22 protein-coding genes are annotated in these 26,974 nt (G+C 43.6%); 6 read left to right on the forward strand and 16 right to left on the reverse strand.

Going from position 1 to position 26,974, the window contains the following annotated elements:
- Window positions 1-12 precede the first annotated feature (12 nt).
- The 3 genes from F6J90_RS30985 to F6J90_RS30995 all read right to left on the reverse strand — a co-directional run bounded on the left by F6J90_RS30985 (window position 13) and on the right by F6J90_RS30995 (window position 5,163).
- Window positions 13-2,541 carry a serine/threonine-protein kinase gene (locus F6J90_RS30985; protein ID WP_293102664.1) on the reverse strand — a complete coding sequence of 843 codons (2,529 nt, stop codon included), beginning with the start codon at window positions 2,539-2,541 and terminating at the stop codon, window positions 13-15.
- A 440-nt stretch (window positions 2,542-2,981) separates the two neighbouring features.
- Window positions 2,982-3,785: a hypothetical protein gene (locus F6J90_RS30990; protein WP_293102667.1), complete on the reverse strand. Its 804-nt coding sequence runs from the start codon at window positions 3,783-3,785 to the stop codon at window positions 2,982-2,984.
- Window positions 3,786-4,917: 1,132 nt separating this feature from the next.
- Window positions 4,918-5,163 (reverse strand): DUF4278 domain-containing protein, encoded by a 246-nt coding sequence (locus tag F6J90_RS30995; RefSeq protein ID WP_293102669.1) that lies wholly within the window; start codon window positions 5,161-5,163, stop codon window positions 4,918-4,920.
- 350 nt (window positions 5,164-5,513) lie between these two features.
- Here F6J90_RS30995 and F6J90_RS31000 point away from each other — a divergent pair, with 350 nt between their 5' ends.
- Entirely contained in the window at window positions 5,514-5,750 is a 237-nt protein-coding gene (locus F6J90_RS31000; RefSeq protein WP_293102672.1) for a hypothetical protein, read from the forward strand.
- A 30-nt stretch (window positions 5,751-5,780) separates the two neighbouring features.
- Here the strand turns inward: F6J90_RS31000 and F6J90_RS31005 are convergent, their stop codons facing one another.
- The 3 genes from F6J90_RS31005 to F6J90_RS31015 all read right to left on the reverse strand — a co-directional run bounded on the left by F6J90_RS31005 (window position 5,781) and on the right by F6J90_RS31015 (window position 11,655).
- Entirely contained in the window at window positions 5,781-8,303 is a 2,523-nt protein-coding gene (locus tag F6J90_RS31005) for a GH116 family glycosyl hydrolase (RefSeq protein ID WP_293102675.1), read from the reverse strand.
- 15 nt (window positions 8,304-8,318) lie between these two features.
- Window positions 8,319-10,355, reverse strand: coding sequence for an ABC transporter ATP-binding protein (locus F6J90_RS31010; protein WP_293102678.1), 2,037 nt, complete (start codon window positions 10,353-10,355; stop codon window positions 8,319-8,321).
- A gap of 142 nt (window positions 10,356-10,497) precedes the next feature.
- The gene (locus F6J90_RS31015) at window positions 10,498-11,655 is read right to left on the reverse strand and encodes a glycosyltransferase family 4 protein (protein ID WP_293102681.1); all 1,158 of its coding nucleotides are present in this window, start codon (window positions 11,653-11,655) and stop codon (window positions 10,498-10,500) included.
- A 350-nt stretch (window positions 11,656-12,005) separates the two neighbouring features.
- On the opposite strand from F6J90_RS31015, the gene F6J90_RS31020 reads away from it, so the two are divergent.
- Window positions 12,006-12,209 (forward strand): hypothetical protein, encoded by a 204-nt coding sequence (locus F6J90_RS31020; protein WP_293102685.1) that lies wholly within the window; start codon window positions 12,006-12,008, stop codon window positions 12,207-12,209.
- A gap of 642 nt (window positions 12,210-12,851) precedes the next feature.
- Here F6J90_RS31020 and galE read toward each other — a convergent pair.
- A complete protein-coding gene (gene galE, locus F6J90_RS31025; protein ID WP_293102688.1) occupies window positions 12,852-13,898 on the reverse strand; it encodes a UDP-glucose 4-epimerase GalE in 1,047 nt (348 codons plus the stop codon).
- Window positions 13,899-14,345: 447 nt separating this feature from the next.
- A complete protein-coding gene (locus tag F6J90_RS31030) occupies window positions 14,346-14,627 on the reverse strand; it encodes a hypothetical protein (RefSeq protein WP_293102690.1) in 282 nt (93 codons plus the stop codon).
- A 252-nt stretch (window positions 14,628-14,879) separates the two neighbouring features.
- Here F6J90_RS31030 and F6J90_RS31035 point away from each other — a divergent pair, with 252 nt between their 5' ends.
- Window positions 14,880-16,094 carry a DUF790 family protein gene (locus F6J90_RS31035; RefSeq protein ID WP_293102693.1) on the forward strand — a complete coding sequence of 405 codons (1,215 nt, stop codon included), beginning with the start codon at window positions 14,880-14,882 and terminating at the stop codon, window positions 16,092-16,094.
- On the opposite strand, the gene F6J90_RS31040 is transcribed toward F6J90_RS31035, so the two are convergent.
- Window positions 16,034-16,246 (reverse strand): hypothetical protein, encoded by a 213-nt coding sequence (locus F6J90_RS31040; RefSeq protein WP_293102696.1) that lies wholly within the window; start codon window positions 16,244-16,246, stop codon window positions 16,034-16,036. The two genes, F6J90_RS31035 and F6J90_RS31040, sit on opposite strands and share 61 nt — an antisense overlap.
- A gap of 334 nt (window positions 16,247-16,580) precedes the next feature.
- On the opposite strand from F6J90_RS31040, the gene F6J90_RS31045 reads away from it, so the two are divergent.
- Entirely contained in the window at window positions 16,581-18,029 is a 1,449-nt protein-coding gene (locus tag F6J90_RS31045; RefSeq protein ID WP_293102699.1) for a transposase, read from the forward strand.
- Here the strand turns inward: F6J90_RS31045 and F6J90_RS43820 are convergent.
- From F6J90_RS43820 to F6J90_RS31055, 3 genes are all read right to left on the reverse strand, one after another.
- On the reverse strand, window positions 17,991-18,110 hold the full coding sequence (locus F6J90_RS43820; protein WP_366513940.1) for an HNH endonuclease: 120 nt from the start codon (window positions 18,108-18,110) through the stop codon (window positions 17,991-17,993). The genes F6J90_RS31045 and F6J90_RS43820 overlap by 39 nt on opposite strands.
- A 497-nt stretch (window positions 18,111-18,607) precedes the next feature.
- On the reverse strand, window positions 18,608-18,832 hold the full coding sequence (locus tag F6J90_RS31050; protein WP_293102702.1) for a hypothetical protein: 225 nt from the start codon (window positions 18,830-18,832) through the stop codon (window positions 18,608-18,610).
- Window positions 18,833-19,072: 240 nt separating this feature from the next.
- Window positions 19,073-19,267, reverse strand: coding sequence for a hypothetical protein (locus F6J90_RS31055; protein ID WP_293102705.1), 195 nt, complete (start codon window positions 19,265-19,267; stop codon window positions 19,073-19,075).
- A 132-nt stretch (window positions 19,268-19,399) separates the two neighbouring features.
- Here F6J90_RS31055 and F6J90_RS31060 point away from each other — a divergent pair, with 132 nt between their 5' ends.
- Window positions 19,400-19,612, forward strand: coding sequence for a helix-turn-helix transcriptional regulator (locus F6J90_RS31060; protein WP_008185577.1), 213 nt, complete (start codon window positions 19,400-19,402; stop codon window positions 19,610-19,612).
- Window positions 19,613-20,010: 398 nt separating this feature from the next.
- Window positions 20,011-21,186, forward strand: a complete 1,176-nt coding sequence (locus F6J90_RS31065; RefSeq protein WP_366513923.1) for an LptF/LptG family permease — start codon at window positions 20,011-20,013, stop codon at window positions 21,184-21,186.
- On the opposite strand, the gene F6J90_RS31070 is transcribed toward F6J90_RS31065, so the two are convergent.
- From F6J90_RS31070 to F6J90_RS31085, 4 genes are all read right to left on the reverse strand, one after another.
- Complete coding sequence (locus F6J90_RS31070) at window positions 21,157-21,291, reverse strand: hypothetical protein (protein ID WP_293102708.1); 135 nt, start codon at window positions 21,289-21,291, stop codon at window positions 21,157-21,159. The genes F6J90_RS31065 and F6J90_RS31070 overlap by 30 nt on opposite strands.
- A 250-nt stretch (window positions 21,292-21,541) precedes the next feature.
- Window positions 21,542-22,750: a 4-hydroxy-3-methylbut-2-enyl diphosphate reductase gene (locus F6J90_RS31075; RefSeq protein ID WP_293102710.1), complete on the reverse strand. Its 1,209-nt coding sequence runs from the start codon at window positions 22,748-22,750 to the stop codon at window positions 21,542-21,544.
- Between the two features lie 131 nt (window positions 22,751-22,881).
- Complete coding sequence (locus F6J90_RS31080; protein ID WP_293102713.1) at window positions 22,882-23,739, reverse strand: GDSL-type esterase/lipase family protein; 858 nt, start codon at window positions 23,737-23,739, stop codon at window positions 22,882-22,884.
- 543 nt (window positions 23,740-24,282) lie between these two features.
- Window positions 24,283-25,827 (reverse strand): ammonium transporter, encoded by a 1,545-nt coding sequence (locus F6J90_RS31085; RefSeq protein ID WP_366513925.1) that lies wholly within the window; start codon window positions 25,825-25,827, stop codon window positions 24,283-24,285.
- Between the last annotated feature and the right edge of the window lie 1,147 nt (window positions 25,828-26,974).

Consider the following 26,974-nt stretch of genomic DNA (forward strand, 5'->3'; position numbering starts at 1 on the left):
TTAAATGTTGGACTAGGATAAGGTTTGGTCAGACTCTAGCACTGTGGTAGATTCCGACAACGGAACAGTTTTCTGTGAACTGGAACAATCACTATCGGGGATGGTTTCCTCCTCTAGCACTGTGGTAGATTCCGACAACGGAACAGTTTTCTGTGAACTGGAACAGTCACTATCGACCATGGTTTCCTGTGGTGCTGGCACGGTGGAAGCCTCAGATTCTAGCGCTACGGATGACTTAGGGCTACTAAACGAGAATGTTGCCAAGGTTTTGGTTAAAGGTTTCAGTGCTTCTAATACCTCCTGAGCCGACTGATAGCGACTTCGGAAGCTATAGCGCACCATTTTGTTGACCACTGTAGCTAATTCAGGACTGACCTGTGCCTTATCGAGCCAAATTACTTCTCCAGTTATGGGATCTGTGGGTAATTTGCTAGGAGTTATGCCAGTAAGCGATCGCACAGCAATCATACCTGTGGCATAAATATCACTGTTAAATCTTGGACTACCCACAGCTTGTTCATTAGGCATATAACCTTTAGTACCAATGCCCACCGTGAACTTAGTCAAATTTCGTCTTGGATGCAATTGATTAGTAATTTCTTTAACAGCGCCAAAGTCAATTAGCACCAGCTTCTGATCTGATTTGCGCCGAATTAGATTATCAGGTTTAATATCTCGGTGAATCACACTGTGACTATGGACAAACTGCAATACCTGTAGAATATCTACCACTATCCCAATGACGTTGGCTTCAGGAAGAGGTTTCGGTAGTAACTCATTGCTGAGAGGATGACCATTAATGAACTCTTCAACTAGATAAAATTCTTGATTTTCATCAAAATAGGCTAACAGCTCAGGGATTTGGTGATGTTTGCCCAACTTTTCCAGAATTTCTGCTTCCGTTTGAAATAACCGTCGAGCCAGTTGCCAGTGTTGAGGATTATTGCTAGCAGGTTTGAGCTGCTTGACCACACAGGTCGGATTTCCCGGTCGCTGGGTGTCTTCAGCAATAAAGGTTTCGCCAAATCCTCCGGCACTAAGTCGTTTGATGATTTGATAGCGTCCACTTAACTTAGTCGCTAATAGTTCCTGTTCCCTCTCCTCCAGCAAATTCCTTAAATCATCCTGTCCAGAGATAATTTCTTGGACAATGGGCGCAGAAACGTAATGTTTAAGAGTTTGGCGTAGTTGCTGTTTGTTCTTCAGGTCTTGAATTGCTCCCATAGCGCTACAGAAAATACCACTGAGAGTCATGCTAACTAAAGGCACTGCTGTAGGTAAAATTAGCCCCTCATACACGAAAAATAGATAACTGATTCCTCCCCAAGTGATTACCCCGAGCACTGTCCAGCCTAGGCAAACTTGCCATCGCTTAATCCGACTGAATAAGTACCTGACGACAGTAACCCCTAAGAAGATCAACACTCCTCTGTGGATAGGATTGGGAATTGCTTGGACAATGGCACGACCTTCGAGTAGTGTTGCGATCGCATTAGCATTAATTTCCACCCCAGCCATTCTGTCGGACACAGGAGTGCGATGAAAATCTGGTAATGAGCTAGCAGTTGCTCCAATTAACACAATCTTGTCTTGGAAATACTTACCATCTTCTAGGCGAGTGTGCCAGCGATTATCGTCTAAGACATACCAGAAGGGAATAGATGGAAATACATCCGAACCGTAGAAGAAAATATTCTCTGATTTGGGTTTCGTCCTCAGTCCTGAGTCTTGAGCAGCTGCCTTCGCGTAGCGTGGCCTTTTGGCCAAGGTAGCCTCGTTAAAGGAAGGTACTGTAAAAATCAGCTGATTAGATGTTTCTGCCAATTCTGGATTATTCTTAGCCCAAACTTTGGGATACTGATTGGCTAGACTATAGATTCTGCCATCCGGCTCAACGGGATAATTAATCGAACCTACAGATAGCTGGGGTGTCTCAAACAAAGAATTTGGCTTAACTAGCTTGATAGTCTCACCTTCAACAGTTTCGTAAGTCTCATACATAGCGGCCAGAGTAACCCTTTCGCCATAGTTTTGGAGCACCTGTCTCAACCGTTGATCATCTGCCTCACCGTAACTACTGGGACTATCTAACACAAGACTAACCGCGACAGACCTAGCTCCAGCAGCCATCACACGCTCAATCGCTGTAGCATAAGCAGCTCGTTTCCAGGGCCAGCTTTTGATAAGTTCTAAATCAGTTAGTGCTTGAGTCTCATCATTATAATAGGATTGATTTAAATTCAGAGACTCCTCATCAATTGCCAAAATCACTATATTGTCTGGGGGAGTCACCGGACCCCTAAGTTGGAAAAACCAAGCTTGGGTTTGTCTTTCCATCCGTTGCACTCCCTCCCAATCCCGAGCCGTTGAAATTGCTCCGAATAGGGGAAAAAAAACAGCTAGTAGAAAACCTAATCTAGCTGGATTTAACGGAGTGTTATGCTGTGATAATGTATCTTTATTTGTAGAAATATCTGTATACTGAGTTGGTGTATGGGAAGGAATAATCTTCCCGAACCACCCCCTAGGATTAATAAACATTTTGAGTATTTTACTCGTTTCTTATCTATAGTATCGAAGCAAATTTATTAGCTGTATAAAGATTATTAAAGCCTGTTTAAAAAGTTGATTAAGGAATAACCCAAACAGGACTTACGCCAAACTGGAAACCAAACTCTATAAATAGTAGGGTGCCTTAATAAGGCACCCTACAGGTAGCTTTACTGCGTAATATCATGTCCGGGAGCATTGGTATTGTAAAGCTTCGGTAATCGGTAATTGGTAATCGGTAATAACTAATGGCTAATGGCTAATGGCTAATGGCTAATGGCTAATGGCTAATACCAATTTTGGAAATTACGGCTACACATAAATTTCATCTCCCCATCTCCCCATCTCCCCATCTCGCCACACTCCCTACTCCCTACTCCCTACTCCCTATTCCCTAAAACCATTGAGAACTGCTATAAATGAAATTGGTATTACGTCATACCAACCCGTTTAGTTCTTAGAGTAACGTTAACCCCTTCCGTGGATTGCTCCAATACTAATAATGGCGTTGGTTTTGCCTTTTGATCCCAACGCATGCAAACAATACGTCCTTGAATAGTTGGTTGCCAGGTATCATTTTCCGCATCTGGACTAAGAAATGTTTCAATACAGTCAATAATTTGGCTAACAGTTGCCGAGGTGCGTTGAGTTGGTAATTTCATTAACTTAACTTGAATGCGGAAAAGCACTCCCACACTGCGTTTACCTCGAATTTCAGTCTCGTACTTAACATCAAATATTTCATTAATTTGACGACCTGACGTACTAGCAACACCGATAACATTTCTAGAGTCTTGAGTAGGTCGTAATGCTATACTGATTAACTGTTTTATTCGAATTTTAATTTGATTGATAACTGCAAAGTGGAATACCTCTTCTTCCATTCGCATTCTGAGGTAGTCCAGATTAAATTCCCGGGAGTGAACCAAATCGGGATTGGATTCCATTTTCCGGATGGTATTAAGCGCCAGCTTTAACTTTTTTCGGAGATCAGCAGTTTTATACTGCTCCAATTTGAGCTTTTTGTCCCTATCCTTGAATTGCAGCTTACCATACACTACTAATCCAATCACCACTAAAACTAGTCCAATAGACACAAAAATCCAATGATTCAAATTCCCAAGTTGCCCAGCAGAGGCAGACGTCTTGGGAATGGTAGATGGAGGTGAAGATGCAATTTTCACAGGTACAGAAACCTGAGTCCGTGATTCTCTGAAGATGAGATGATGGGACATAATCACTATCGAATAAAACTCAAAACCTCTTAACTAGGATTACCTTAGCGTGGATATCGTAAAAAATTTGTAAGCACCTGCTACTATTCGCTTCTGAAGCAGTTAGTCAGAGACAAATGCTAATTCGCAGTATCTACATATAGATGGTTATTTGATAGATGGTTATTTGATAGGTTTTTGTTTGACTAAGGCTTTGGATTTAACTCTATCATAGAGCTGGTATTTTATCTTACTCCAGTAGGTTAGGTCTCCGTCTTAGGGTGACTTATTCCCTTTGAGGTTTATATGTCCGTTTTTATTCCAGGAGACTGGCTTCAACGCCCTTTTGACTAATTCCTTAGCCGAGTGACGGTTCTGCTTTTCTCCTGATTGAAGACTTTGAAGGCACGGTTTCTAAGGAACCAGAGGGAGTGTCTTGCACTGTCCATTTTGCAGGAGCGGTGATCAGTTCGCCATCCTTTTAGAATTGGTGCAAGTTTTTCTGCCTTTATCTTAGCTGCATAATTCGACTTGTTGACAATGTTTTTGAATTTCTTTCGGAAGCCTTTGTCCTTCTCCTGAGAAGGAGTGCTACGGAACTTCCGTTGTTCGGTGCAGGGGTGGAGCTTCCAGCCATATCCATCCATCGGTGATTAGTTTCGATTAGTTAGTCTTTGGGTACTAACCTATATCATAACCTGGTGTTCGCCACCAGTTTCTAGCTATAAGGAGGTACACTAGCTCAACCAATCATCCAGAGGTTTTCCTCAGCAGAAGCGTCCCAAGGATATATAGCAGAAGTCAGAAGTCAGAAGTCAGAAGTCAGAAGTCAAACTCTTGCGCTTACTTAGGTTTGAGACTTTTGTCATGTCCGCGCCTGCCCTGGCGACTGCTATAACCTGCTTTCGGCACCCCTACGGGAAGGCATCCAAAGCATCTATAGTATTGTGGCAAGTATTGTGGCAATTTGGGTAAGCCATTGAAGCCTTTTGCATGGAAGCCTTTTGCCTTAGTTTAGTAATAGTGTTGCTATGGTGGATTACCCAAAGCTCAACTTAAGGAACAATTTCAAGATACTCTATAGCTTATGTATGTAAGCATTCAGCTAAGGCCAATAGGCGCTATAGCTGATGCGCGAATGGTGTTAGGTTAGCTATTTAGAACAAGGATGCTTTGCTCCGTAACGTTGCTTAGTAAAATCAATCGGTTTACCCCAAACAACGTGGAGATAATATGCCCCACGATACTTTAATTTACCGATAGCTTCCGGCAAAAGCACACCGTTGAGCTTTGGCTGTCGCCAACGGACAGCACGATACTTACCAACAATTTTTTCGGATTTCATCTCCAAATTTACCGGATCATTTTCATAGGTAATACCACGGTAAGTTAATTTCATTATTTTATCCTCTTAATTGTTTGTTCTATCTGTAATTGATTACTCCAAGTCAGAGCCTATACTTAGATAATTCCCGAAAGTTAGACTAACGGAACAGTAAGCATTCAGCCTAGAGCTATCAGCTATCCGCTGATTGAAGGTTATCCAAGATAACTGATGTACTCGCTCCCCTCAGCCAAATTCATAAGTTTGAATTTATTGAAAAACTCACTGCTGAAGTGCTGATATATCAATGCTTACAAGTAACAAATCTGGTTGAGTGACTTTACTCCTAAAATCCTTGATTTTATGTAGAGAGCAGTTGAGCGGTAGCGAAACCCAAGCAAATTATTGCCAAGGTGGGTTTCACTATGTTAAAATCAACCCTGGAAGCCATAAAAGTCAGTCAACCAGGTAAAAAAATTACCGAAACAGCAAGAAAATTAACTAACTATCATCCTGAAGATACCCAAGCTGCTGTAGTTTGGAATATCAATCAGGCTTGCTCCCTTAGCTACCTTCTTATTGGTCAATTGATCATCAGGACATTAGAAAATTTGGCTATCGGATTTTCCGTTGAGAAACCAGCAATTAGGGCATCTTGCTGATAGTGTGGCAGTACGTTCGCGTAGCGTGGCCTACGGCCAATCGCGTAGCGGCTCCAAAGGAGCATCGCATAAGGGTACATAACGCCCGCCATTACCTGTCTTTTTCTCGTTGGTATTATCCTTCAGCATTAAATAAACTGCCCAAATCCCCATGGCTCGCAAATAGTGACTAGCCCGGAATGTCCCTACTGCTGTAATCGCTTCTGGTGTCCTAAATTGCAAGCCATGATCATAAACCTGCCTCACCACTGCTTCAGTCATACGTAAAGCTTCATCTTTCATCCCTTGCTGAATCAGAAATGCTGCTAATCCAAAATTAATTCCTGTCCATACTTCGATTGGATGAGTAGCATCGGGATCTTCTGGTGTGCCATCGGGTCTGACTCCATTAGCTGCTCCCAGTTTACCCTGATGGAACTTTAAAAAACAGGCATCATACACAGTCTTGAGGGCTGAGAGAGTACACTCTGGTGGCACAATATCCGGTAATCCCAGTAACTGAGCATAAAATTGACCACATAACTGGTCTGCCATCACCACATCTGAGCCACTTTCACTATCTAGTTGATAGTACTGCCCATTCCACAGCTTTTCTTGATAAATTGGCATAGCTTGTGCTAACCACTGGCGATAGCAGTCAATGGTTTCTTGAATGGACTCTAGCTCAGGTACTTCTACTAATGGGGATGTTGGTGGATAATTCTTGGTCAGAATTTCTCCAATTGCGATCGCACTCTCCAAAGCCGCTAACCACAACCCCCCACAGTAAGCACTTACTCCCTGCAATCGCCAATCATCAAAGGTTTGATCTGGTGCCCCATAGTTTTCTGGTATGCCATCTCCATCTTGGTCAAACCCCTTGAGATAAGCCAGTGCCTTGACAATGGATGACCAGCACTCCCACAATAAATCTATATCTGTAGCGCTAGATAAAACAAAATCCCTATAGACTTGTAAAACAAAGTCACTGGCTAAATCCTTCCACTGGTTACAATCCTGGTAGCTAGTATAATTCGTCTGTTGCCAAGGATGCTCATTGGGCGCTCCTAGGTCATGGGGAGTAGCATCCGCAATTTTACGGACAGCTTGAGCTTGGTTGTAACCAATAATACGTATTGTTTCATCGCTGGTCGGGATAGCCCGGGCAAAGGCTTCTAGCACCGCTTTATCCAGTTTCGGCCACAGCATTGCTAGGGCAAAAGAACCATAGAGCCGCACATCCAGGCTTTCGTACCAACGGTAATCTAGACATTCTAATACACCAAACTGTCCAATCGGGTCAAGTTCAGTTGCTGCTGTCCACAGAGTACCGCCATCCGTGAGCAAGTAAAGCTCATTAAACAAGGCCATCTTGAACCAATGGGGTAAATCCTGCTGATTTAAGACCGGTTCTTGCCATGATTCAATTTGTTCTCGCCACAGATCATGGTGCTTGAGAGCAGTGCGCACCATTGACCAGCCATTATTACCGTTGCGTCCAAAAAAGTCCGTGTATCTCCGGTAATAGTTAATACCTAATTTAAATTCTGTCACCGGGAAGTCCCAAGCCAGGATAAAGGGAATTTTGCGGGTTTTACCTGGACGAAGAGTGAAGCGAATTGCGATCGCGCACGCAATTTGTTCTCCTGGTGCCGCTGGAGTTTCATCTTGATGGTCTACCAAGCTACCATCCGTAGCAAACGTATCCCAAACCTCAGCACCATCACCCACTGGATTCCAGCGACCGTGGTAAAACACTTCCATACTGGGATTAGTAACTGTAGCCAGGCATAATTGCCCTTCCCCTTCTTTAATCTCATCCCCCAGTCTCACCCGGTCTAGAACAAATCCGACCCGATAGTGATCCACAATCCACTGATTCAAATTCCCCGTACTATCTCCCCACCGAGGCTGGTACTCATACACCGGACTACCATCATCTCTTACCCGCACCTCTGGGTTTTTAATCGCATTGGTAAACCAACCCACCATATTCTGCCAAGTGAGCATGATGCTAATGGTAATGGGGGTATCAGTAGGGTTGTGAGCCGTCCACTCAAACACCGCCACTGGGTAACTACTTTCCTGATAACATCCTGCCCAAATCGGAGAAAACTGCTCACAGGTTAGTTCAGTCTGAAAAACATTTTCATAGGTAAACCAACTGCGAGGATACAAAGCATGGTAGTGACCAGAAACCTCTGACGTGTTTTCCTCACCTTTGCCTTGTGTTGGATACCATTGCCAAGAGCCCAGCTTACCATCCTCTGGTGGTTGAGTACATAAAGCATAAGCCTGGGCTAGAGAATGCTCTGGTTGTTCAAATACACTAAATTGACAAGCGGGAAGGCTTTTAAAGATGTGTTCTCCCCCATCTAAGTGCCATAAATTAAAATCACCTCGGGGAGAGCGACCAATACAACCAGCACCAAATCCCCCCAAAGGCATGCCGTGCCAGGGACCATCATCAAGATTACTTGGGTAACGGACAGTATAAGGGTTATCCCAGCCTAGTCCTAGGGGACGTTGCCAGCTACACTCAGGAATTTTTGGGCGTGGTGGTTGATAGATCATTACAGGAATCACAAATCAGGCTATTGATTTTATAGTTGAGCTTTCTTCTAAATACTCCAACGTTTTAAGCAGACGAACTGCTGATTGATAGGCTTCTTCAGTTAATTCCTGACGTTCCTGAGAGCTATCAACTAGGTCATTGACCACTAACTGCAAGCAAACAATCATTGGGGTCAGGTGAGTTCGTACTTCATGGGAGGTATTGACTAACTCCTTTTTGACCACATTTTTAACCTCTCCATTGCTATTGTGCTCAAACTGCATCTTGTACAAACGAGAGTAGTAACCCTCCTTCCTAAGCAGTTCCTCATGGGTGCCAATCTCAACCACTTGCCCTTTGTCCATAACCACGATTTGATCAGCTTTTTGGATCGTGGACAGTCGGTGAGCAATCACTACCGTTGTGCGATCGCGGCAGAGTTCGTCAATAGCTTGTTGTACTAGCCGTTCGGAAACCGTATCTAAGGCACTGGTTGCTTCATCTAAAATTAAAATATCTGGATTGCGCAGCAGCGCCCGGGCAATGGCCATGCGTTGGCGTTGTCCACCGGATAACAGTACACCACGATCCCCTACTTGGGTATCAAACCCGTCGGGTAATTCAATGATAAATTCATAGGCATTAGCTCGTTTCGCTGCTGCCATAATATCTGCCTCGGTAACATCTTTCATTCCATAAGCAATATTGTTGCGCACGGAATTATTAAATAAAAACGTATCCTGACTGACAACCCCCATAGCTTGTCTGAGGGAACGGATATCGTAATCCCTCAAATCTGTGCCATCGATGGTGATTCGTCCTTCAACTGGGTCATAAAATCGTGGCAACAAATCTGCCAAAGTTGACTTACCGGCACCGGAAGCACCCACCAATGCCATAGTAGTGCCTTTGGGAATCGACAAATTCACCCCATTGAGTACCAAATCCTCATGACCAGGATAGGCAAACGATAGATTTTCTATGCGAATTTCTTGGGATACCTTGGTGTAGATATTTTTGCCATTGGTCATAATCGGTTTGTTGTCTCGCCGCAAAAAATCAGCCACGATTGCTGTACTAGCAGACACATTAGCAAACCGACTTCTTTGCCCATTCAACTGACTGATTACTGGTAACAAACGGAATAGTAAGAATAAATAAATCCCCAAAACAGTAGAGATTGCTTCCAGTTCTTCTGCTGAACTATCTTGCAACAGGAGATTTTTGCCCACAAAGACGATGGCTAAAATTGCCAATATTCCCGAAACTTCATTAATGGGGTTAATTGCCGCAAAATTAGCCTGGGATTGAAATTCAGCCTGTTCACGTTCATCAATAACTTTTTCAATCCGTTGATATTCATCTTGTTCATTACTAACTGATTTGATTAACCGAATTCCCGTTAATATTTCCAGTAATGATCCTGAATATTTTCTGGATTTTTCTGATAGAATTTTACCAAATTGCTTAGACCGCCTAACAAAAACTTGATTAATAATGAAGACGCCCAATAATAAAATACTTGTTGCAATAGTTAATTGCCAGGAAATCGAGATTAGAAGAAATACAAATACCAAAATGGTGATTACCGTCGTAAATAATTGAATGGCAATTTTAATGGCATTGGCGGCTCGACCAATTTCTTGACTAATCCGATTGATAATATCACCAATTTTAGTCTTAGCATAAAAATCAATATCCACATCCAAGAGTAATTTAATCCCTTCTTTACGAAAGGTATTAATTAATTTTTTGGAGAAATGGGTAGACACTAAGATATTGACATAGTTAGCTACATTTTTCAGGACAATCGCTAAGAGAACTACAAGTACCATGATCAGCAAGCGATTGCCCCCTTCAAACCCCTCAAAAAGAGCCATGGTTTTCTGAATGATAGGGGGGGCTTTGCTTAGATCTAGTTTCTTTTGACCTAAAAACTCCAGCACTAACGGCACAATTATGGTTGTACCGACACTATTAAACATGGCACTGGAAAATCCCAGCAAGACAGTCAAGACAATCAAGATAGGATGGCGTAGTGCGTAGCTAAGGAGTAATCGATTAGGAGACATGATTACTGTTTTTTTATTGTTGAGTGTTGACTGTTGACTGTTGGTATAGGGGAAGACTTACGTATGCTCCATTCAAGCATAAACAGTCAACAAAAAAGCTGTTAGTTAGTGAGCAAAATTATATGTTGAACAGCTTAGCAGATTATAAATCAGCAATAACATCTGCAAGAACTGCCGCCATGGCATCAACACTATGGTACTTCACACATAGCTCCCTGGCTTGAAGTCCTTTATGATTGGCAGCATCTAGATTCTGAAATATCTGTTGAATCCCCTCAGCTAGTTGTTGTGGCGAACTAGGCTCAACCAGATAACCGGTATCACCTAAAATTGTTGGGATATCCCCAACACGGGTAGACAAAACTGGCTTAGCCATTGCCATACCATCTGTCAATTTTAAGGGAAACTGAGCTCTAGCCGCCAGAGTATCTCGCTGGGGAACCACCACAATATGAGCCGCTGACACGACCTCTGGCATTTCTTCGACTGGGGTTCTGGGCAATTTAAGAATCCAACGTCCCCATTTTTTGATCAGTTGTTGATCATAATCATCATAGGGACTGCCTCCGACAATCACCAATCTTAAGTCTGGCTGATTGAGATACTCTAGCGCTACTAAAACATCTTCAACTCCTTTGTGGGGTCGTGGCGCACCAGGAAACATTAACACCCGATACTCCGATAACCCATAACGCTTGCGGCTGAGTTCTGGGTCATAGTGCTGGGGGTCAAACAGATCGGTATCTTTACCATTGGATAGATAGACACCACCGAAGCGTTCCTTGAGAAACTGAGTATCTATAGTGATAGCATCAGCATAATTGACGAAGTTTTCTAGCCATTTGATATACAGGGGATGGTCTGGATATCTCAATTGACCATCTTTGGTAAGAATATCCCTACCGAACTGTTTAAGGGTTGGACGATACTGCCATTGGTCGCCACCATACCAACTTAGCTCCCAATCATCCATATCCAGGATGATTGGACGACGGCTAGTAAACTTTTTGAGCACAGACAGACCAAAACTGGTGGGTTTGGGTTTTACGGCATAGATAATATCGCCATCTATCTTTTTTAACAGGTCTCGGGCAGCGGTTAAGACTCCAGGATATTTACCACCAGGGACGGAAGTAATGGTAAAACCAGAAGGAGGAGTGGCATATAACTCCTTCCCAAACATAAATCCCACAATCTCTATGGCATAGTTGAGCTTTTTCAGGACTTGTCCGAGCAAAAATGCCCGGATAGCACCACCTCCGGACAAGTCACTGACAACTAAGGAAACTTTTTTGTTCATCGGATTTTGATAAAACTGGTACACGATACATGGTGATCAACCTCTCGTGTCAAAGTGATTAGTCCCCTTGGGTTTAGCAAGATGTCCCAATTACCACGCACTAATGGTCACTAAAGAGGGAGTAGGGAGCTTGTAGGGTGGGCAAAAACCATTTGGTTATGCGTGAGTATTCACGATTAGATTACTTTGCCCACCCTACTAATGGTCACTCATAAGTATGGAGTTTGCCGATAATCCGAACTCGGGACGTATTCCGAAGGAGCTTGTAGGGTGGGCAAAAACCATTTGGTTATGCGTGAGTATTCATGATTAGATTACTTTGCCCACCCTACTAATGGTCACTCATAAGTATGGAGTTTTCGGATAATCCGAACTCGGGACGTATTCCGAAGTGCTTACCAGCTAAACCCTTAGTGCTAAGGGTCAAATCTCAGGAAGACCAACCATTACCTTTCGATTTAGATGGGGTGATTGACACTTTCCTAGATAAACACTTTTTTCAGGGAAATGGAAAATGGCGCATAGAATCAGTATTCCCGTTTCAAGTGCTATAATCTCAGGTGTGATCAACTATCATCCTTTCGAGGTGCAACTATTGGCCTTATAGCTCTCTAAACCTTGTCAAACATTATCCACTTTTTTATAATCAAATAAGTTAGTAACTTGTTTAACAAGGGAACACTACCGCCCAACGAAGAACTAAAAGCTAAGGCAGCTGGTCGTAAGTTAAGCGACGTAAAATAATGGACTGAGTGAAGTTACAGTGCGGTTTGAGAGTAGGCAGCAGAGCCTCCATTAATAAAATTAGCGCAATGCTTTTGGCATTGCTTTGTCGGCAACAACCATTAGTTTTAACTAATGCTATACCATCCTCCTATCTGCTTGTGAGTAGGTTTGTACAGGTTAAATGTTGCACACCCTAATCTAATCAAACAAAAAATCGACGAACGACACTAACCCCTAAAGCGTTGAACGTTTCAGGGGTGTGGTAGATATAAATTTAGAATATAGGTAAGAAGGGAAAGAAAGGAAACAGAGGGAACACAGGGAAGTAAAGGTTTATCATTGACTGTAAGCGCACCGGTACATCCGGCCAATCGCCAACCCTGTCCCTATGTCCCTACTCCATCTTTTGATTAGGCGATAATAGTTAAACTTTAAGTATACCCTACAATGGACGCCTAAGCCTAACATGCTTAATCCTTAATCCTTCCTGCTACCGGAATCCTAAGGAGAGCATCCTTGACCCCATGGCGCTTCTGATGCCATTGCCAGGCGTGGGACAAGATGGTGTTGATATGGGAATATTGGGGATACCAACCCAGAAGTTGTCTGGCTTTGTCACTACTACCGACCAAAGCGGGGGGATCACCAGGACGGCGATCGCATTCTATAGCTTTGATGTTTTGTTTTGTGACAAGTCTGGCTGCTTCAATGACTTCTTTGACTGAGAAGCCGTTGCCATTGCCTAAGTTAAAGATTTCACTATCCCCACCCTTTAACAAATAGTCCAACCCCAAAACATGAGCAGAGGCTAAATCCTGGACGTGAATATAGTCCCGAATACAAGTTCCGTCAGGTGTGGGATAATCGGTACCAAAAATGGAGATGGACTCCCGTTTACCTAAAGCAGTGAGCAGTACTAAGGGAATAAGGTGGGTTTCGGGGGTGTGATCTTCCCCTAGCCTACCCTCTGGGTCAGCACCAGCGGCATTAAAATAGCGGAAGGTTACGGATTTTAAATCATAGGCGGTATGGAAATCCGATAGAATCCGCTCTACCATTAATTTACTCGCCCCATAGGGATTAATTGGGTTTTGGGGATGATCTTCTGGAATCGGTACAGTTTTTGGTACCCCGTAGGTAGCACAGGTAGAGGAAAAGACCAATTTCTTAATAGATGCTGCTACCATAGCTTCCAGGAGTGTTAGTGTCCCGGTTACATTATTACGGTAATATTTAGCAGGGTCAGTTACGGACTCTCCTACATAGGCATAGGCAGCAAAGTGCATTACTGCACTGATATCATAGTGGCTAAAAAGATTGTCGAGTAATACCCGGTCATTGGTATCACCGACAACTAGCTTCACCTTTAGAACGTCTTCGACTATGTCTCGATGACCATAGACTAAATTGTCTAGAACCACCACTTCGTAGCCAGCTGCCAAGAGTGCTAATACAGCATGGGAGCCAATATATCCGGCTCCCCCTGTAACTAGCACAGTTGCTTTGGATTGCGACACTTTAATACCTCGCTAGTCTAGATTTTTGCTTTTACCAAATTATTCCCTGGGATAGCTTGTAATTCCGCAAAATTTGGTACAATAGTAATCCCATTAGGAGATGCCAGATTTGATTTGGTGATGCTTAAACCTAATTGTGACGCAATAGTCAAGCTGATTAATTATGCCGCTTAATTATTTTGGCTTCAAGCCCCACGTCCTAGCGGTAAGGGGGGTGTGGGATTCAATGCCTGTCAGACGCCCTTTGACAACAATTAAAACAAGATCCCATCGATCAGGATGCTCACGACGGAGTGCTTATATACTCTGGGTAAGGTAGTATTTCTGAGATAATCACAACCAAGTTGGATGGCTTCACGAAACCCTGAGGGTAATAACAAAGGCTTGGTTGTCATCCCACACTTTCGAGATAGCAAAGTGTGGGTGGTTATCACTGTGCGTCCCTAATTAACTAACTTGATAATCAACTAATTTCACACGACCAGTCTGAACATTATCAAATATCCGATTAATCTGGTGGCGTTCTGCGTCGTTTATATTGTAATCGCAGAGGAAGGCACTCGTCAGCTGTAAATACTCTTGACGGCTCAATTGACCCCTGGTAATCATCTGGTTTACCATTGTCTCTATGTCCAGGTTGGATTGGCGTTCAGGTGTAGACCCCACAGATTTATGGTTTAGTCGGTGGGAAATCAAAAATGGCGATTCTGGGGATAGAGCGATTTTCATGATTATTTAGCACCTCTGTGTAATTCAATCGAGCCAACCTTAATGGTTAGGGTCAAAGGAAGTATTTCGAGTAAAGAATAAATTTTGATGGTAGAAAAGACAGTTGACTAGGAACCTCCTTGACCATTTACTCTCTGTTTATTCTCTGTACCAGGCAAGCTGGCAGTATCTTTACCCGTTTACTTTTATCATGACACCGCCATTAAAAGCAAGATATCACAGCAAAGAAAGAAAAAAACGACTTAATTATTAATGCTACCGACTGATTTGCTAATTAGTAGACAAAATGGCGAAGAAATCATTCCCAAACGGTTGCTGATTAACAATCAGACCTGTGCTATGGCAGCTGAGTTAATCCACTGCTTTATTGAGGCTACTGGTAGTACCCAAGGGGAACTAGACCGTAAGTTGTCCGATTGGGAAGGAGATAGCCCTGACTACCGGGTTAAACGAGGTTTAGCCCATATTCTTAAAACGAGCTTCAGTACCTTTGAAGTTGTTAGCCCCATAGACCCTAAGGAACTCCGGCAACGAGTCTTTGCCCTGGCGGCTCAATCTGTTCCTAGTCGCCAGGCAACTCAAGAGACTCTAGAAAGCGTGAGCACTGCTTTATCTAAGGAATTAAACCAGGAAGTGTTACCTGAGCAAATTTCTAAAGGACTTTATGCGGATTTACACGAAAATCGTATTCTGACTCAGTTCGATCACCCAGCACCAGAGGCATTACTACATCGCTATAATTTATCTCAAGTCCAGGGTATTTTTTATCGGGCATCTCAGATGACTCTGAATGCTCACCGGAATGTTCCAGGGGAGTATAAGCTCTTAATCCGCTATTTGAAGTTGTTTCAGCTGATGACCTACATTGAAGGGGATGCGGATCATGGCTTCACGATTACTATTGATGGACCGACTAGTTTATTTAAGCCGAGTACTCGCTATGGTTTAGCGATCGCAAAACTGATTCCAGCCTTACTACACGTTACTAAATGGAGTCTCAAGGCTACGTTACAAAGCCGTGACCCTTACAGCGGTACGATCAAGACGGGGCATTTTAGCCTTAATGACCGCTGTGGCTTGGTGACTCACTATCCCCCTGGTAAACCCTACGACAGTATGTTAGAAGCTTCCTTTGCTAAGCGTTGGGAATCTCAGAAAACTGAGTGGGTGTTAGAGCGAGAAGTGGATTTAATTCCTATTCCTGGTAGTGTGATGGTGCCCGATTTTCGGATTGTTCATCCTGATGGGCGAAATTTCCTATTAGAAATTATTGGTTACTGGCGTCCAGAGTATTTAAGAAAGAAATTCGCTCAGGTGCGCAAGGCCGAATGTGACAATTTGATTCTGGCGATTTCGGAACGGTTAAATTTGGAGAAAGCTGGGGTTACGGTGAAGAATTTGCCAGCTCAAGTTGTTTGGTTTAAGGATAAACTTTCACCGAAAGCTGTGTTGGAGCTTTTGCAATAGTTTGGGAAAAGGCACAGTTGTTGAGGGTTATAGCAGGGAGCAGGGAGCAGGGAGTAGGGAGTAGGGACTTCGGAGCAGGGAGTAGGGAGTAGGGACTTCGGAGCAGGGAGTAGGGAGTAGGGAGTAGAAAGCAGCGCGAGACCGCGCTGCATCAAGACAGAGGTAATAAAATTGGATTTACCTGATTAGGATGAAAAACGCTATAATTACAGGTTTAGGGGTGTGGCGGCACAAACACTCTAAATGGTATCGCTTTTTTGTGCGTTACATCGAAGGCAAAGAAGTTGAACAAAGATGCGACGCATTCCCCCACCTGGCCGTAGGCCACGCTAAGCGAACGTCCAGGTGGGGGTTAAGGAGCAAGCTGCTGATGTTTACTAAAAGCTGGAACACAAATTATTCGTTCGCCAAGCGTCGGCTTTGCCGAATTGTCGTCTCATCTTTTATAGATTAAAATATTAAATACAGGAGAGTTTGTTAGAAAGCGTGAAAACGCCGACCAAAGTCATACGAACTGACAAATGGCAACTTAATGTGACTCTCGATCAAAGAATACTGTTCGGTGAGACAATTAAGGTGTATCGTCAAGCTTGTCGGTATTTGGTCGGAATCATTTATACTCATTGGTCTGAGCTAGGGGGTTTAACAGCAGATCAGTTAACTCCTGCTGTTGAGCAGTTAATGCATCAAACAGCCAAACGTCCTAATATCAAGTATCCTCAATTTAACAAAACTTTTTACAAATTCCCTAGCTACTACCGTCGTGCTGCGTTCGCGAAGCGTCGGCTACGCCGAATCGCTTTTGCAGCGGGTCTTGTTAGTAGTTTTGTAACTCGTTACAGGGAATGGCAATCGGGTATCCGAAAGAGACGGGACAGCAAGCCTCCAAAGTTAAATGCAGATACTGGCTGTTACCCCGCTTTGTACAAAGGTCAGTGTTATAAGCTTCACGGCTTTGACCAAGTCGAGATCAAAGTTTTCAACGGTTCTGACTGGGTTTGGACTGTGGTTCAAATCACTGGTTTAAGGGAACGCCATCAGGTAGCCACCAATAAAATGATGTCTCCTTCGTTGGTTTTCAATGAAAGAGTTTGTCATTTATCAGTTCCATTTACTTGTAAACCAGAAAAACGTAAACCAGAGGCTAATGTAACTGCCGTAGATTTAGGAATTAATACTACTGCAACAATAGCGGTTGTCACTCATGACGGCACTGTAATCCACCGCGAGTTTATTCACCCGGGGAGAGACATAGACCGTAGGGACAAGCGACTAAAATCCGTATCGGTACGGGCATCTAAAACGATGGGAAAAGGTGGAAAACTTCACAAAGGATTCTGCTCCAAGACCTACCAAAAATGTCGAAGAATCAATAACCAGATTGGCCATACTGTTTCCAAGCGAATTGTTGAGATTGCTGAAAAGTTTAATTCATTAGCCATCGTATTTGAGAACCTCAAAGGATGGAAGCCAAAGGGTGGACGAAAGCGATCCAACCTACGGCAAAGATTTCATGGATGGCTCAAGGCAAAAATTCGCGACTTCACGGAAATGAAATGGGCGGAACTAGGCGGCAAAATCGTAGAAGTTGTAGCAGCTTACACTTCAAAACTTGCTTATGATGGTTCTGGTACGGTTAAGAGAAATTCCCAAAAATACTCCCTAGCTACTTTCTCATCAGGTAAGCGCTTTAATGCAGATCTTAATGGTGCTTACAATATTGGTGCTAGAGGTGTGTTTAAGCTCACTCGCAGAAATGACGGTGAGGGTCGTTCCAGTAAAAACTCTGGACGACCGCCTAGAAGCTGGGCCTGTCTATGTGATCTTTGGGCAACGGTTAGTCCTAGAGCGCGCATAAGACACCACCACCTGGCTATCGCCACGCTACGCGAACGTTCAGGTGGTGGAAGCTTCATGATTATCCCAGGTAGTTAAACCACCTTTGCTAAAAGGATGAATATGATCAGCTTTAAGCTCTTTAAATCCTTTGGGTCCTCGAAATAACCTGTGACACAGAGGACAGACATATCCATTTAACTCGCTATTAAAATTCTGCCTAAAGTAAGCTTATTTCCAAGTTAAAGGAAACGAATATCTTGACCAGAAAGAGGAGTTTATCCTTCGTTGATTCGTCTCAATATTTATAGCAGGGTAAACGCATCTAATTTGCTTATTCCTATATCTAGTGTTTTAATAATTAAATAAACACTAGATATATAAAATTCATTCTCAACAAGCGCAATGATGCTGGGTTTATTGAGAACTCCACCAGGTTTATTGACAAGATTCGTTTACCGTGATATTTATAGCTTAGTTTGTAACTCTATATTTTTAGTAATATAAATTATAGTGAGCATATAGTTTTTAAATATATTTTGTAGTATTTCTTCCAATTCACTGTATTTTTTGCCCCTATATATATAAGCGTATGGTAGAATATATTTAATAGTTTTGTTATCACTAATCGAAAAATAGTTATCAGCAAAACTTCTAATAGTTTGGAGTCGTTTTTTTTAATCAACTACTTCGTATTTTCGGGTATCATCTTCACAAAACAATAAACATTGAATAGTAAGGTTGTTAAGAATAGACTCAATAAAAAGTGATTTTTTTATAAGGTTCCATTGATTAGCATGGTAATCAGGAATATAGACACGCCCTTTTTTTAACCTAGCCAAGATTGTCTGTACACTTTCGCTTTTAACTCTTATTTTGTCTTGTACTAGAGGTTCAACCATACAAGCTCCTTCTGATTCTTTTAATCACTACTGGAGGGATACTTTCCTAGGTGATAGCTATATAGTTCCCTGTTAACATTCCGAACTAACAGGATTAGCTGTAGCAACCCAAAATATTCCCCATGCCCAGCAGAAAATCAGCCCTAACCCCTGGGTGGTGCGTTACGGGACGGGCTGTTCTAGGCGCGAACAGGTGGAAAATCAGCGCGAGCCCGTCCCTAATGCACCCTACGGACTGGATTATTCCTTCAAAGGTGTATCAAAGATCACCACATGGTTGAAATTGGGCAGCAAACGCTGAAGAGCTTGCTGATAAGCTTCCGCATCACTGCGCCGATTAAATCGCGCTACAGTTATCCGTTGCATCTTGGGTAGGTGTCGAATGACACACCACGGTTTTAAGCGGTCTCGGTAAGTTTGTCGAGTTGATATCATATTGTTAAATACCCCATTTTTATGGGTTGTTTTAGGAAAGGCGATCGCCCAGTAGTTTTGCGGCCTCTTGGGTGATCGCCGAATACTCTATTAACTATTAAATATGTAGTTGCGTAGTTTGTCAAGTCCAAAATGGGATTAATTAGGTTACGAGTTCGAGAATTAGCGGCGGAGAAGGGTTGGACGTTGAAAGAAGTTTCCGATCGTTCCGGAGTAACCTATAGCACTGTGGCTAGTTATGCCCGACGTGACGCCATGAGTATGACGGATTTTACAGCAATTCTGAAGCTAGCCCGGGCCTTTGATGTTATGGTTGAAGATTTGGTAGAGGTTATAGAGGAGTAGGGAGTAGGGAGTAGGGAGTCGGGAGTAGGGAGTCGGGAGTCGGGAGTCGGGAGTCGGGAAAAGCGGGAAATGGGGAGAATTATCCCGGAAATTATTGTGTATTTTGATACATATTTTGAGTAATTTATACGTAGCGATGCAGCGCGGTCTTGGGGATTTACCCCACTCGCTATTGCATCAAGACAATAAAAGTACCTACTCGCCCCTTTGTAAAAAACCCCACACCCCACACCCCACACCCCACACCCCACACCCCACACCACTTGTGATCAAAATTGCGATAGTTTGCAGATACTCCCATAACAAACATGGTAGGTTTACTGGATTGGGGAAAACTTAGCAACAAAAGGCATGAAATTGTTTTCTATGCTTTTTGAAACTCTAACCACTTAAGAAGATTGAAACTCGGCAAACCTTACTTCCTTAAATTCGTTTTTCCTAGCTTATCAGTGATGGATCGCTACATCGCTGCTGAACTCATCCCACCGTTTCTATTTGGTGTTGGCGGGTTTTCATCTATTGGTGTGGCTGTGGGTAGCCTGTTTGATATGGTAGTCAAAATCACTGAGTTAGGACTATCTTGGACAATTGCTGCCCAAGTCGTGCTCTTAAAGTTTCCTGAGTTTATGTCCTATGCCTTACCCATATCAGTACTGCTGGCTACACTAATAGCATATTCTCGCTTGAGTAATGACAGTGAGTTAATTGCCCTGCGCAGCTGCGGTGTGAGTTTATACCGACTGGTTGCCCCTGCTCTGGTTCTCAGCCTAATTGTCACAGGAATCACTTTTCTCTTCAATGAATTAATTGTTCCAGCCGCTAACTACCAGGCAACTATAACATTAGAAAAAGCTCTTAATCAGGAAAAATCCTCTTTCGAGGAAAACGGTATTCTGTATCCAGAGTATCAGACTTTTACCCAACCCAATGGCACAACTACTCAGACACTCAAACGCTTATTCTATGGAAATCGATTTGATGGTCAGAGCATGAAAGAGCTGACTGTCTTGGAGTGGTCTAATCAGGGTAAGTTGAAGAAAATTATTCTATCGGAATCAGCCCTTTGGAATTATAAGCAAAATACCTGGGATTTTTTCCATGGGTCAATTTATTTTATTAGTCCTAATACCTCTTTCCAGAAAATAGTAACCTTTGATCATCAACAAATCCCATTTCCTAGAGCACCCCTTGATTTAGTCACTAAAGCCCGTGACCCTTATGAGATGAATATTATTCAAGCCATAGAAATGATTCACTTGCTTAAGGGAGCTGGCGATCGCAAAAAACTCCGGATGCTGCAAGTGCGGATGCAACAAAAAATTGCTTTTCCATTCATTTGTATAATCTTTGGCTTAGTAGGAGCAAGCATCAGTATTCGACCTAAACGAATTAGTAAAGGGACTAGCTTTGGGGTCTGTTTAATCGTAATTTTTGGCTACTACTTACTGAGCTTTGTAATCGGAGGTTTCGGTATAGCGGGAATTCTCTCCCCAATTGTAGCTGCCTGGTTACCTAATCTATTTGGTTTCGGAGCAGGAGGATGGTTATTGTTGCGATTGGAGGGTAATGGTTGATGGTAATTTGAAGCAGGGAATAGGGAATAGGGAGTAGGGAATAGGGAGTAGGGAGTAGGGAGTAGGGAGTAGGGAGTAGAGGGAATAAAATTGACTGTAGCTCATAAGTACGAGGTAAGCATATGCGCTACGCGCAGGCTACGCCAATAGCTATCAGCGTGTCGCGTATCAGCTAAGGGCGTTTGTATTTGAGATGTAAACCTGTATGGTCTTTTTTTATTAGACAATAAAACTCCGGATCTATTGCCCCTCCTGGGAGGGGTTAGGGGTGGGTTACTCTTGCCTCTTGCCTCTTGCCTTTTGCCTCTTGACTTTTGGCAATATGTTCACAACCCAGATACAAACGCGCTCAGTTCTAAACTGCTACAGCAGTCGCCTTCAGTTCAAAAATCCTATTGATTACATCTTCTACTACCTTATCAGGAGTAGACGCTCCAGAGGTTACTCCTACTACTATCGAACCAGAGGGAAGCCAATTTCGTGCTACTTCCACCTCCTGATGTAGGGGTTTATGCTCGATTTCATCAGCAGAAATAATCCGGTTGACACTGTCAATGTGATAGGATGGTAGTTGTCGCTCAATAGCAATTTCTTGCAGGTGAGTGGTATTGGAGGAATTAAAGCCACCAATCACAATCATCAAGTCTAGCTTTTCTTCTACGAGCTCCAACATGGCATCCTGCCGTTCTTGGGTGGCATCACAAATGGTATTGAAGCTTTGGAAGTGATCGTTTAAATTAGACGTACCATATTTCTTCATCATGGTGCGCTCAAAAAGTTTGCCGATCTGCTCGGTCTCGGTCTTGAGCATAGTAGTTTGGTTGGCAATCCCAATCCGCTCTAAATCCTGCTCCGGGTCAAAGCCAACTGACATAGCGTTTTTAAATTTATCGAGAAATTCCTCCCGGTTACCACCATTGAGAATGTAGTTGGCAACGTATTCCGCTTCTTGTAGATTCAGCAACACTAGATATTTTCCGGCAAAGGAACTCGTTGCTACCGTTTCTTCGTGTTTATATTTTCCGTGAATAATGGAAGTGTATTCTTTTTTCTTATGCTTCTCTACGGTGTTCCACACTTTGGACACCCAGGGACAGGTAGTATCTACAATCTTGCAGTCTTTCTCGTGGAGCAGCTGCATTTCCTGAACACTAGCACCGAATGCTGGTAAAATCACTACATCCCCAGCACCAACAACAGAGAAGTCTTTCTTGCCATCCTCAACGGCAATAAATTTTACTGCCATTTCCCGCAAGCGCTGGTTAACAGAGGGGTTGTGAATAATTTCATTAGTAATCCAGATCCGTTCATTGGGGAAGTGGGTGCGGGTTTCATAAGCCATGGCTACAGCTCGCTCTACACCCCAGCAAAAGCCAAATGCTTCTGCTAGCCGGATGGTCACATCTCCCTGTTGCAGCCGATAGTTATTAGCACGAATCTCTTCAATCAGACTGCTTTGATATTCCGATTCCAACTGAGAGGTAACTTCGGCTTCGTGACCAAATCCTTTGCGGTGGTAGTTATCTGATTTCTGGAGTGAGCGCTTGAAAGCTTTTGTATCCATTGAGCTATCTGAATAAAATTAATTATCAATCACTGCTATTACTATTAATTTACTTTTAATCAAGCGTGACCTTAGTTACTATAGCAATCCTAAATAAATTGTGATAATTTTTGTTCCCTACTCCCTGCTCCCTACTCCCTGCTCCCTGTCCCCTTTGCTATCGGAATAGCTAATCCTTCTTGGAGGATAAGTTGCTCAAAGATTTGTAAACCATAGCGCCAGACTAAGTAACCTTGGGGACTAAGATGCAAGCCATCGGTACTAAGCTCAGGTTGCAGGTTGCCCTGACTATCAGCAAAGAGGGGATAGAGATTTAGATAAATCGCTCCTTCTGCGTGAGCGATCGCTTTTAGCTGCTGGTTCAGATTTTGGATGCGACTGTTGGGGATAGTAAGTAAGCGATCGCGTCCTTCCCAGGTTGCCTGTTCAGCACCATGGGGCAAAATCGATTGAAGGACAATCTTAGTTTCGGTATGGGCTCGCCGTAAGTAGCGAATCGTTAGCCGTTGGTTTTCTAGAATTGCTTCATCCTTGACCCCCCGAATTAGGTCATTGATGCCGATCATCACAAAAATTGCTTCTGGCTTAGTCTGATCCAAAATATCTAAGCGCTTGAGCAACCCTGCTGAGGTTTCCCCAGACAGTCCTTGATTAAGCCAGTAGCGTTTTGGGGGTAGCAATGCATTGGGAAACCATAGGCTTAGAGAATCTCCCAGCAGTACAGTTAACTTTTCTGGTTTTTGATTAGCCACTACCTGAGCTTCCCTCTCCAGCAGTGCCAGCCATTGTTGGTAATTTAACTGGTGTCGTGGTCCTAATTTAATTACTGGTTCAGGGGTGGGATTTAAAATTCGGGTAGTCACCACAGGATGGCTAACTGGATCTGACTTTAACTTTTTATACTCACCCAGTAGTACCCAGGTGAGAGTCAGAATCATAAACCCATTGGCAGCAAGGGATATTAAAGCCCAAGGTGGACAACGCTTCAAGTGACATACTCCCGACGCTGACCTAACGGTACAGGGCGGGCTTCTTACCAACTCCAGCTATCGCCTCGGGCAAAGCCCGACGCTGCGCGAACGGATACAAGGCCGTAGGCCACGCGGGGCGCGTAAGGCCTTTGGCCACGCTACGCGAACGGCAAGCTTTATTAACGACACGGGATGCCCCGACCCGCCGGAACAATACAACTCGTTCTAGAACCAATGTAGCTGCTGGAATTCTACCCATCCACAGATAACTCAAACTATCAAGTTTTTTTTCTGAAGGTCACCCCATATTCGGTGGTTGTATTGGTACAGGCACGTAGGTGGCGGTTAGCTCTTAATTTGTCTTCCCTACTACAACTATTATATCACGCATTTCGACGTTCCGACCCTTGCCCTCAGAAGGTAAAGTGCTGGGCTTCTCGCGGTTTGGCTAACATCCCTCAGGGAAAAGGTAATACCATCAGTTAACAGTTAACAGTTAACAGTTAACTGTTAACTGTTAACAAAACCTAGTTAAAAGCAATAGACCATGCCAGCAAAACTCTAAAATTCAGAGCTACTAGCCATGTCTGTAGGACTACTGAAGCTACTCACGCTAGAACCATGCATCACACTGGCTTCCTTGACAAATCCAGCGTAAGCTTCCATACCGTGTTCGCTGATATCCAAGCCTTCCAGTTCTTCTTCTGGTGTCACCCGGATCCCGAGGGTAACTTTCAGCACTAACCACAGGATGCCACTAAACAGCACGGTGAAGCCACCAATCGCTAGAATACCCAAGATTTGGGTGCCAAGTTGACCGGCACTACCGGCGGTGAACAGACCTGAATCTTTAGCGAAGAGTCCAACGGCTAGGGTTCCCCAGATACCATTGACCAAGTGGACTGAAATTGCCCCTACTGGGTCATCAATTTTGATGTTGTCAAAGAAGGAAACCGAGAAGACAACGATGATGCCACCAATAGCACCAATAATAACTGCTGAAAGATAGCTGACATTGTTACAGGGAGCCGTAATTGCCACTAATCCAGCCAAAATCCCGTTGATGATCATCGACAGGTCGGGCTTACCATCTTTTAGCCAAGCAGTCAAGGTGGCGGTAATCCCACCAGCTGCTGCGGCTAGGTTAGTGGTCACCGCAATATAGGGAACTGCCTCACTAGCAGCTAGCTCAGAACCTGGATTGAAGCCAAACCAGCCGATCCAGAGAATCAAGCAACCAAGAGTGGCAATACTCATGTTGTGACCTGGGATAGCACGAGGTTCTCCGTTTTCGTACTTACCGCTACGGGGTCCGAGGAAAGCAGCTCCCATCAAAGCCGCCCAGCCACCAACGGAGTGAACCACGGTTGAGCCAGCAAAGTCTGAGAATCCCATGGCACCAAGCCAACCCTCACTGCTCCAAACCCAGTGTCCAGTGATGGAGTAGGATACCCCAACAATCAGGATGCTGAAGATTAAAAAGTCTAGGAACTTAATCCGTTCAGCAACAGCACCGGACACGATGGTTGCGGCAGTTCCAGCAAAAGCAGCTTGGAATAGGAAAAATACCGATATCGGTAGACCTGCCGGAAATGGATCTAACCCATAGGTAGCGGGATCTTCACTGCTGAGGAAAAAGCCCGACAGTCCAATAAATCCGTTGCCTTTCCCGAACATAAAGGAGAAACCAATTGCCCAAAACGCAATGGTTGCCAAGGCAAAGACGATTAGGTTCTTCGAGAGAATGTTTACGGCATTCTTCTGGCGGCAGAAGCCGGTTTCTAGCATTCCGAATCCGGCATTCATGAAAATAACTAGGATGGCAGCTACTAATATCCAGATAGCATTGAGAGTTCCCTGAATTTCTTCTGGGGTAGGTGCCGCACTATCCTGGGCAAAAGCTGCTGTATGCCAAACTAGAATAATTATCCCTGTCAGAGGAATACAGGCGAGCCAGTAAGGGGAAAAGGATTTTGCGATCGCTTTCAATGGCTCTAGATAAGGATAATCCCACGATGAGCGGGAGGCTTGGTGAGCCATAGGTCGCCTAGATTTTACTAGGGTACCTTTGTTTTTCATTGTTCGCTGAGATTTTGAAATTGTCATAATAAGCGTTAACTTACCTCTGTTTTAGATACACTTCCTCACACTGAGAAACTTCAGTAAACAAATTGTAAAATTAGCCACCGAAACCTAAGAGTCCATCATTTTCAAAGGACTCATCATGACCTCACCCTGCTACCTTTACATACCTGATTGCTAGATGCTAGACCCCTGTCTGGGCCAGTAATCAGGGAGTTTCTTCAGCTAAAGCCTCGTCTTAAGACAAAACCCTACAAATAACTGGGACTATAGTCAAGGGAATTAAAGCATTATTTAATGAAATATTTCATTAAAAATTGCTACAGGACACCCCGCCTACCCTGGTCTAGTTAGCTGAGGAGGGGGCTTTCAAGGGGCAAAACCCACCTTTTACCACTGAGCCGGTTCCTTTTGCTGCACCTCCAACTAAGGGTTTACAAATTAATCGAGTTCTAGGTTCGAGTAACCGTGTTTTCTTGGTAGAAAATTGATCAAGCAATTTGGACAATATTGGTACACGATACATGGTGATCAACCTCTCGTGTAAAAGTGATTAGTACCCTCGGGTTTAGCAAGATGTCCCAACTACCACGCACTAATGCTCACGAAAATTTGCCGATAATCCGAACTGGGTAAGTATAACGGAAGTGCTTACCAGCTAAACACGCTTGTGGTCTATTGACACTCCCCGCTCGCTTATGAGCGGGGATTCTTAGTTCTACGACACGCCTTAAAATTAGCTATCCGAAAGGCAATACTTAAGCCAAGTATCCGTTCTAAAGAACCAAATACCGAGCCTAATTTAACTAACCCCAGTGGGCTTGTCTCCCTAAGCGTTTAAATACGTTCCCGTGTGCCCCACGGTACGTTAATTGGTGAAAGTTGACTTTACTGGTTGTTCGGTATCCGCGCTTGATCCATGCGTTTTGTCGAGGTTTTTCGCGCCTCGTGTACTAGCATCGCAAAACGCTCGTTGGGGAGCTTGGCAGTACCGACGAATCCTGCCTGTGCTAGGCTACATCCTCATTATGTATCAACTCTGGAAAAGTCGCCCTAGAAGGGCACCTCAAGTAGCTTGGCCAAAGGCCAGGCTTGAAACCCAAAATTTTTGGTCAACTCTAAGAAAGTCTTACCTCTTTAGTAACCCATCTACATCCTTTCGGATTAGGTG

The sequence above is a fragment of the Moorena sp. SIOASIH genome (assembly GCF_010671925.1).
Lineage (GTDB): Bacteria > Cyanobacteriota > Cyanobacteriia > Cyanobacteriales > Coleofasciculaceae > Moorena.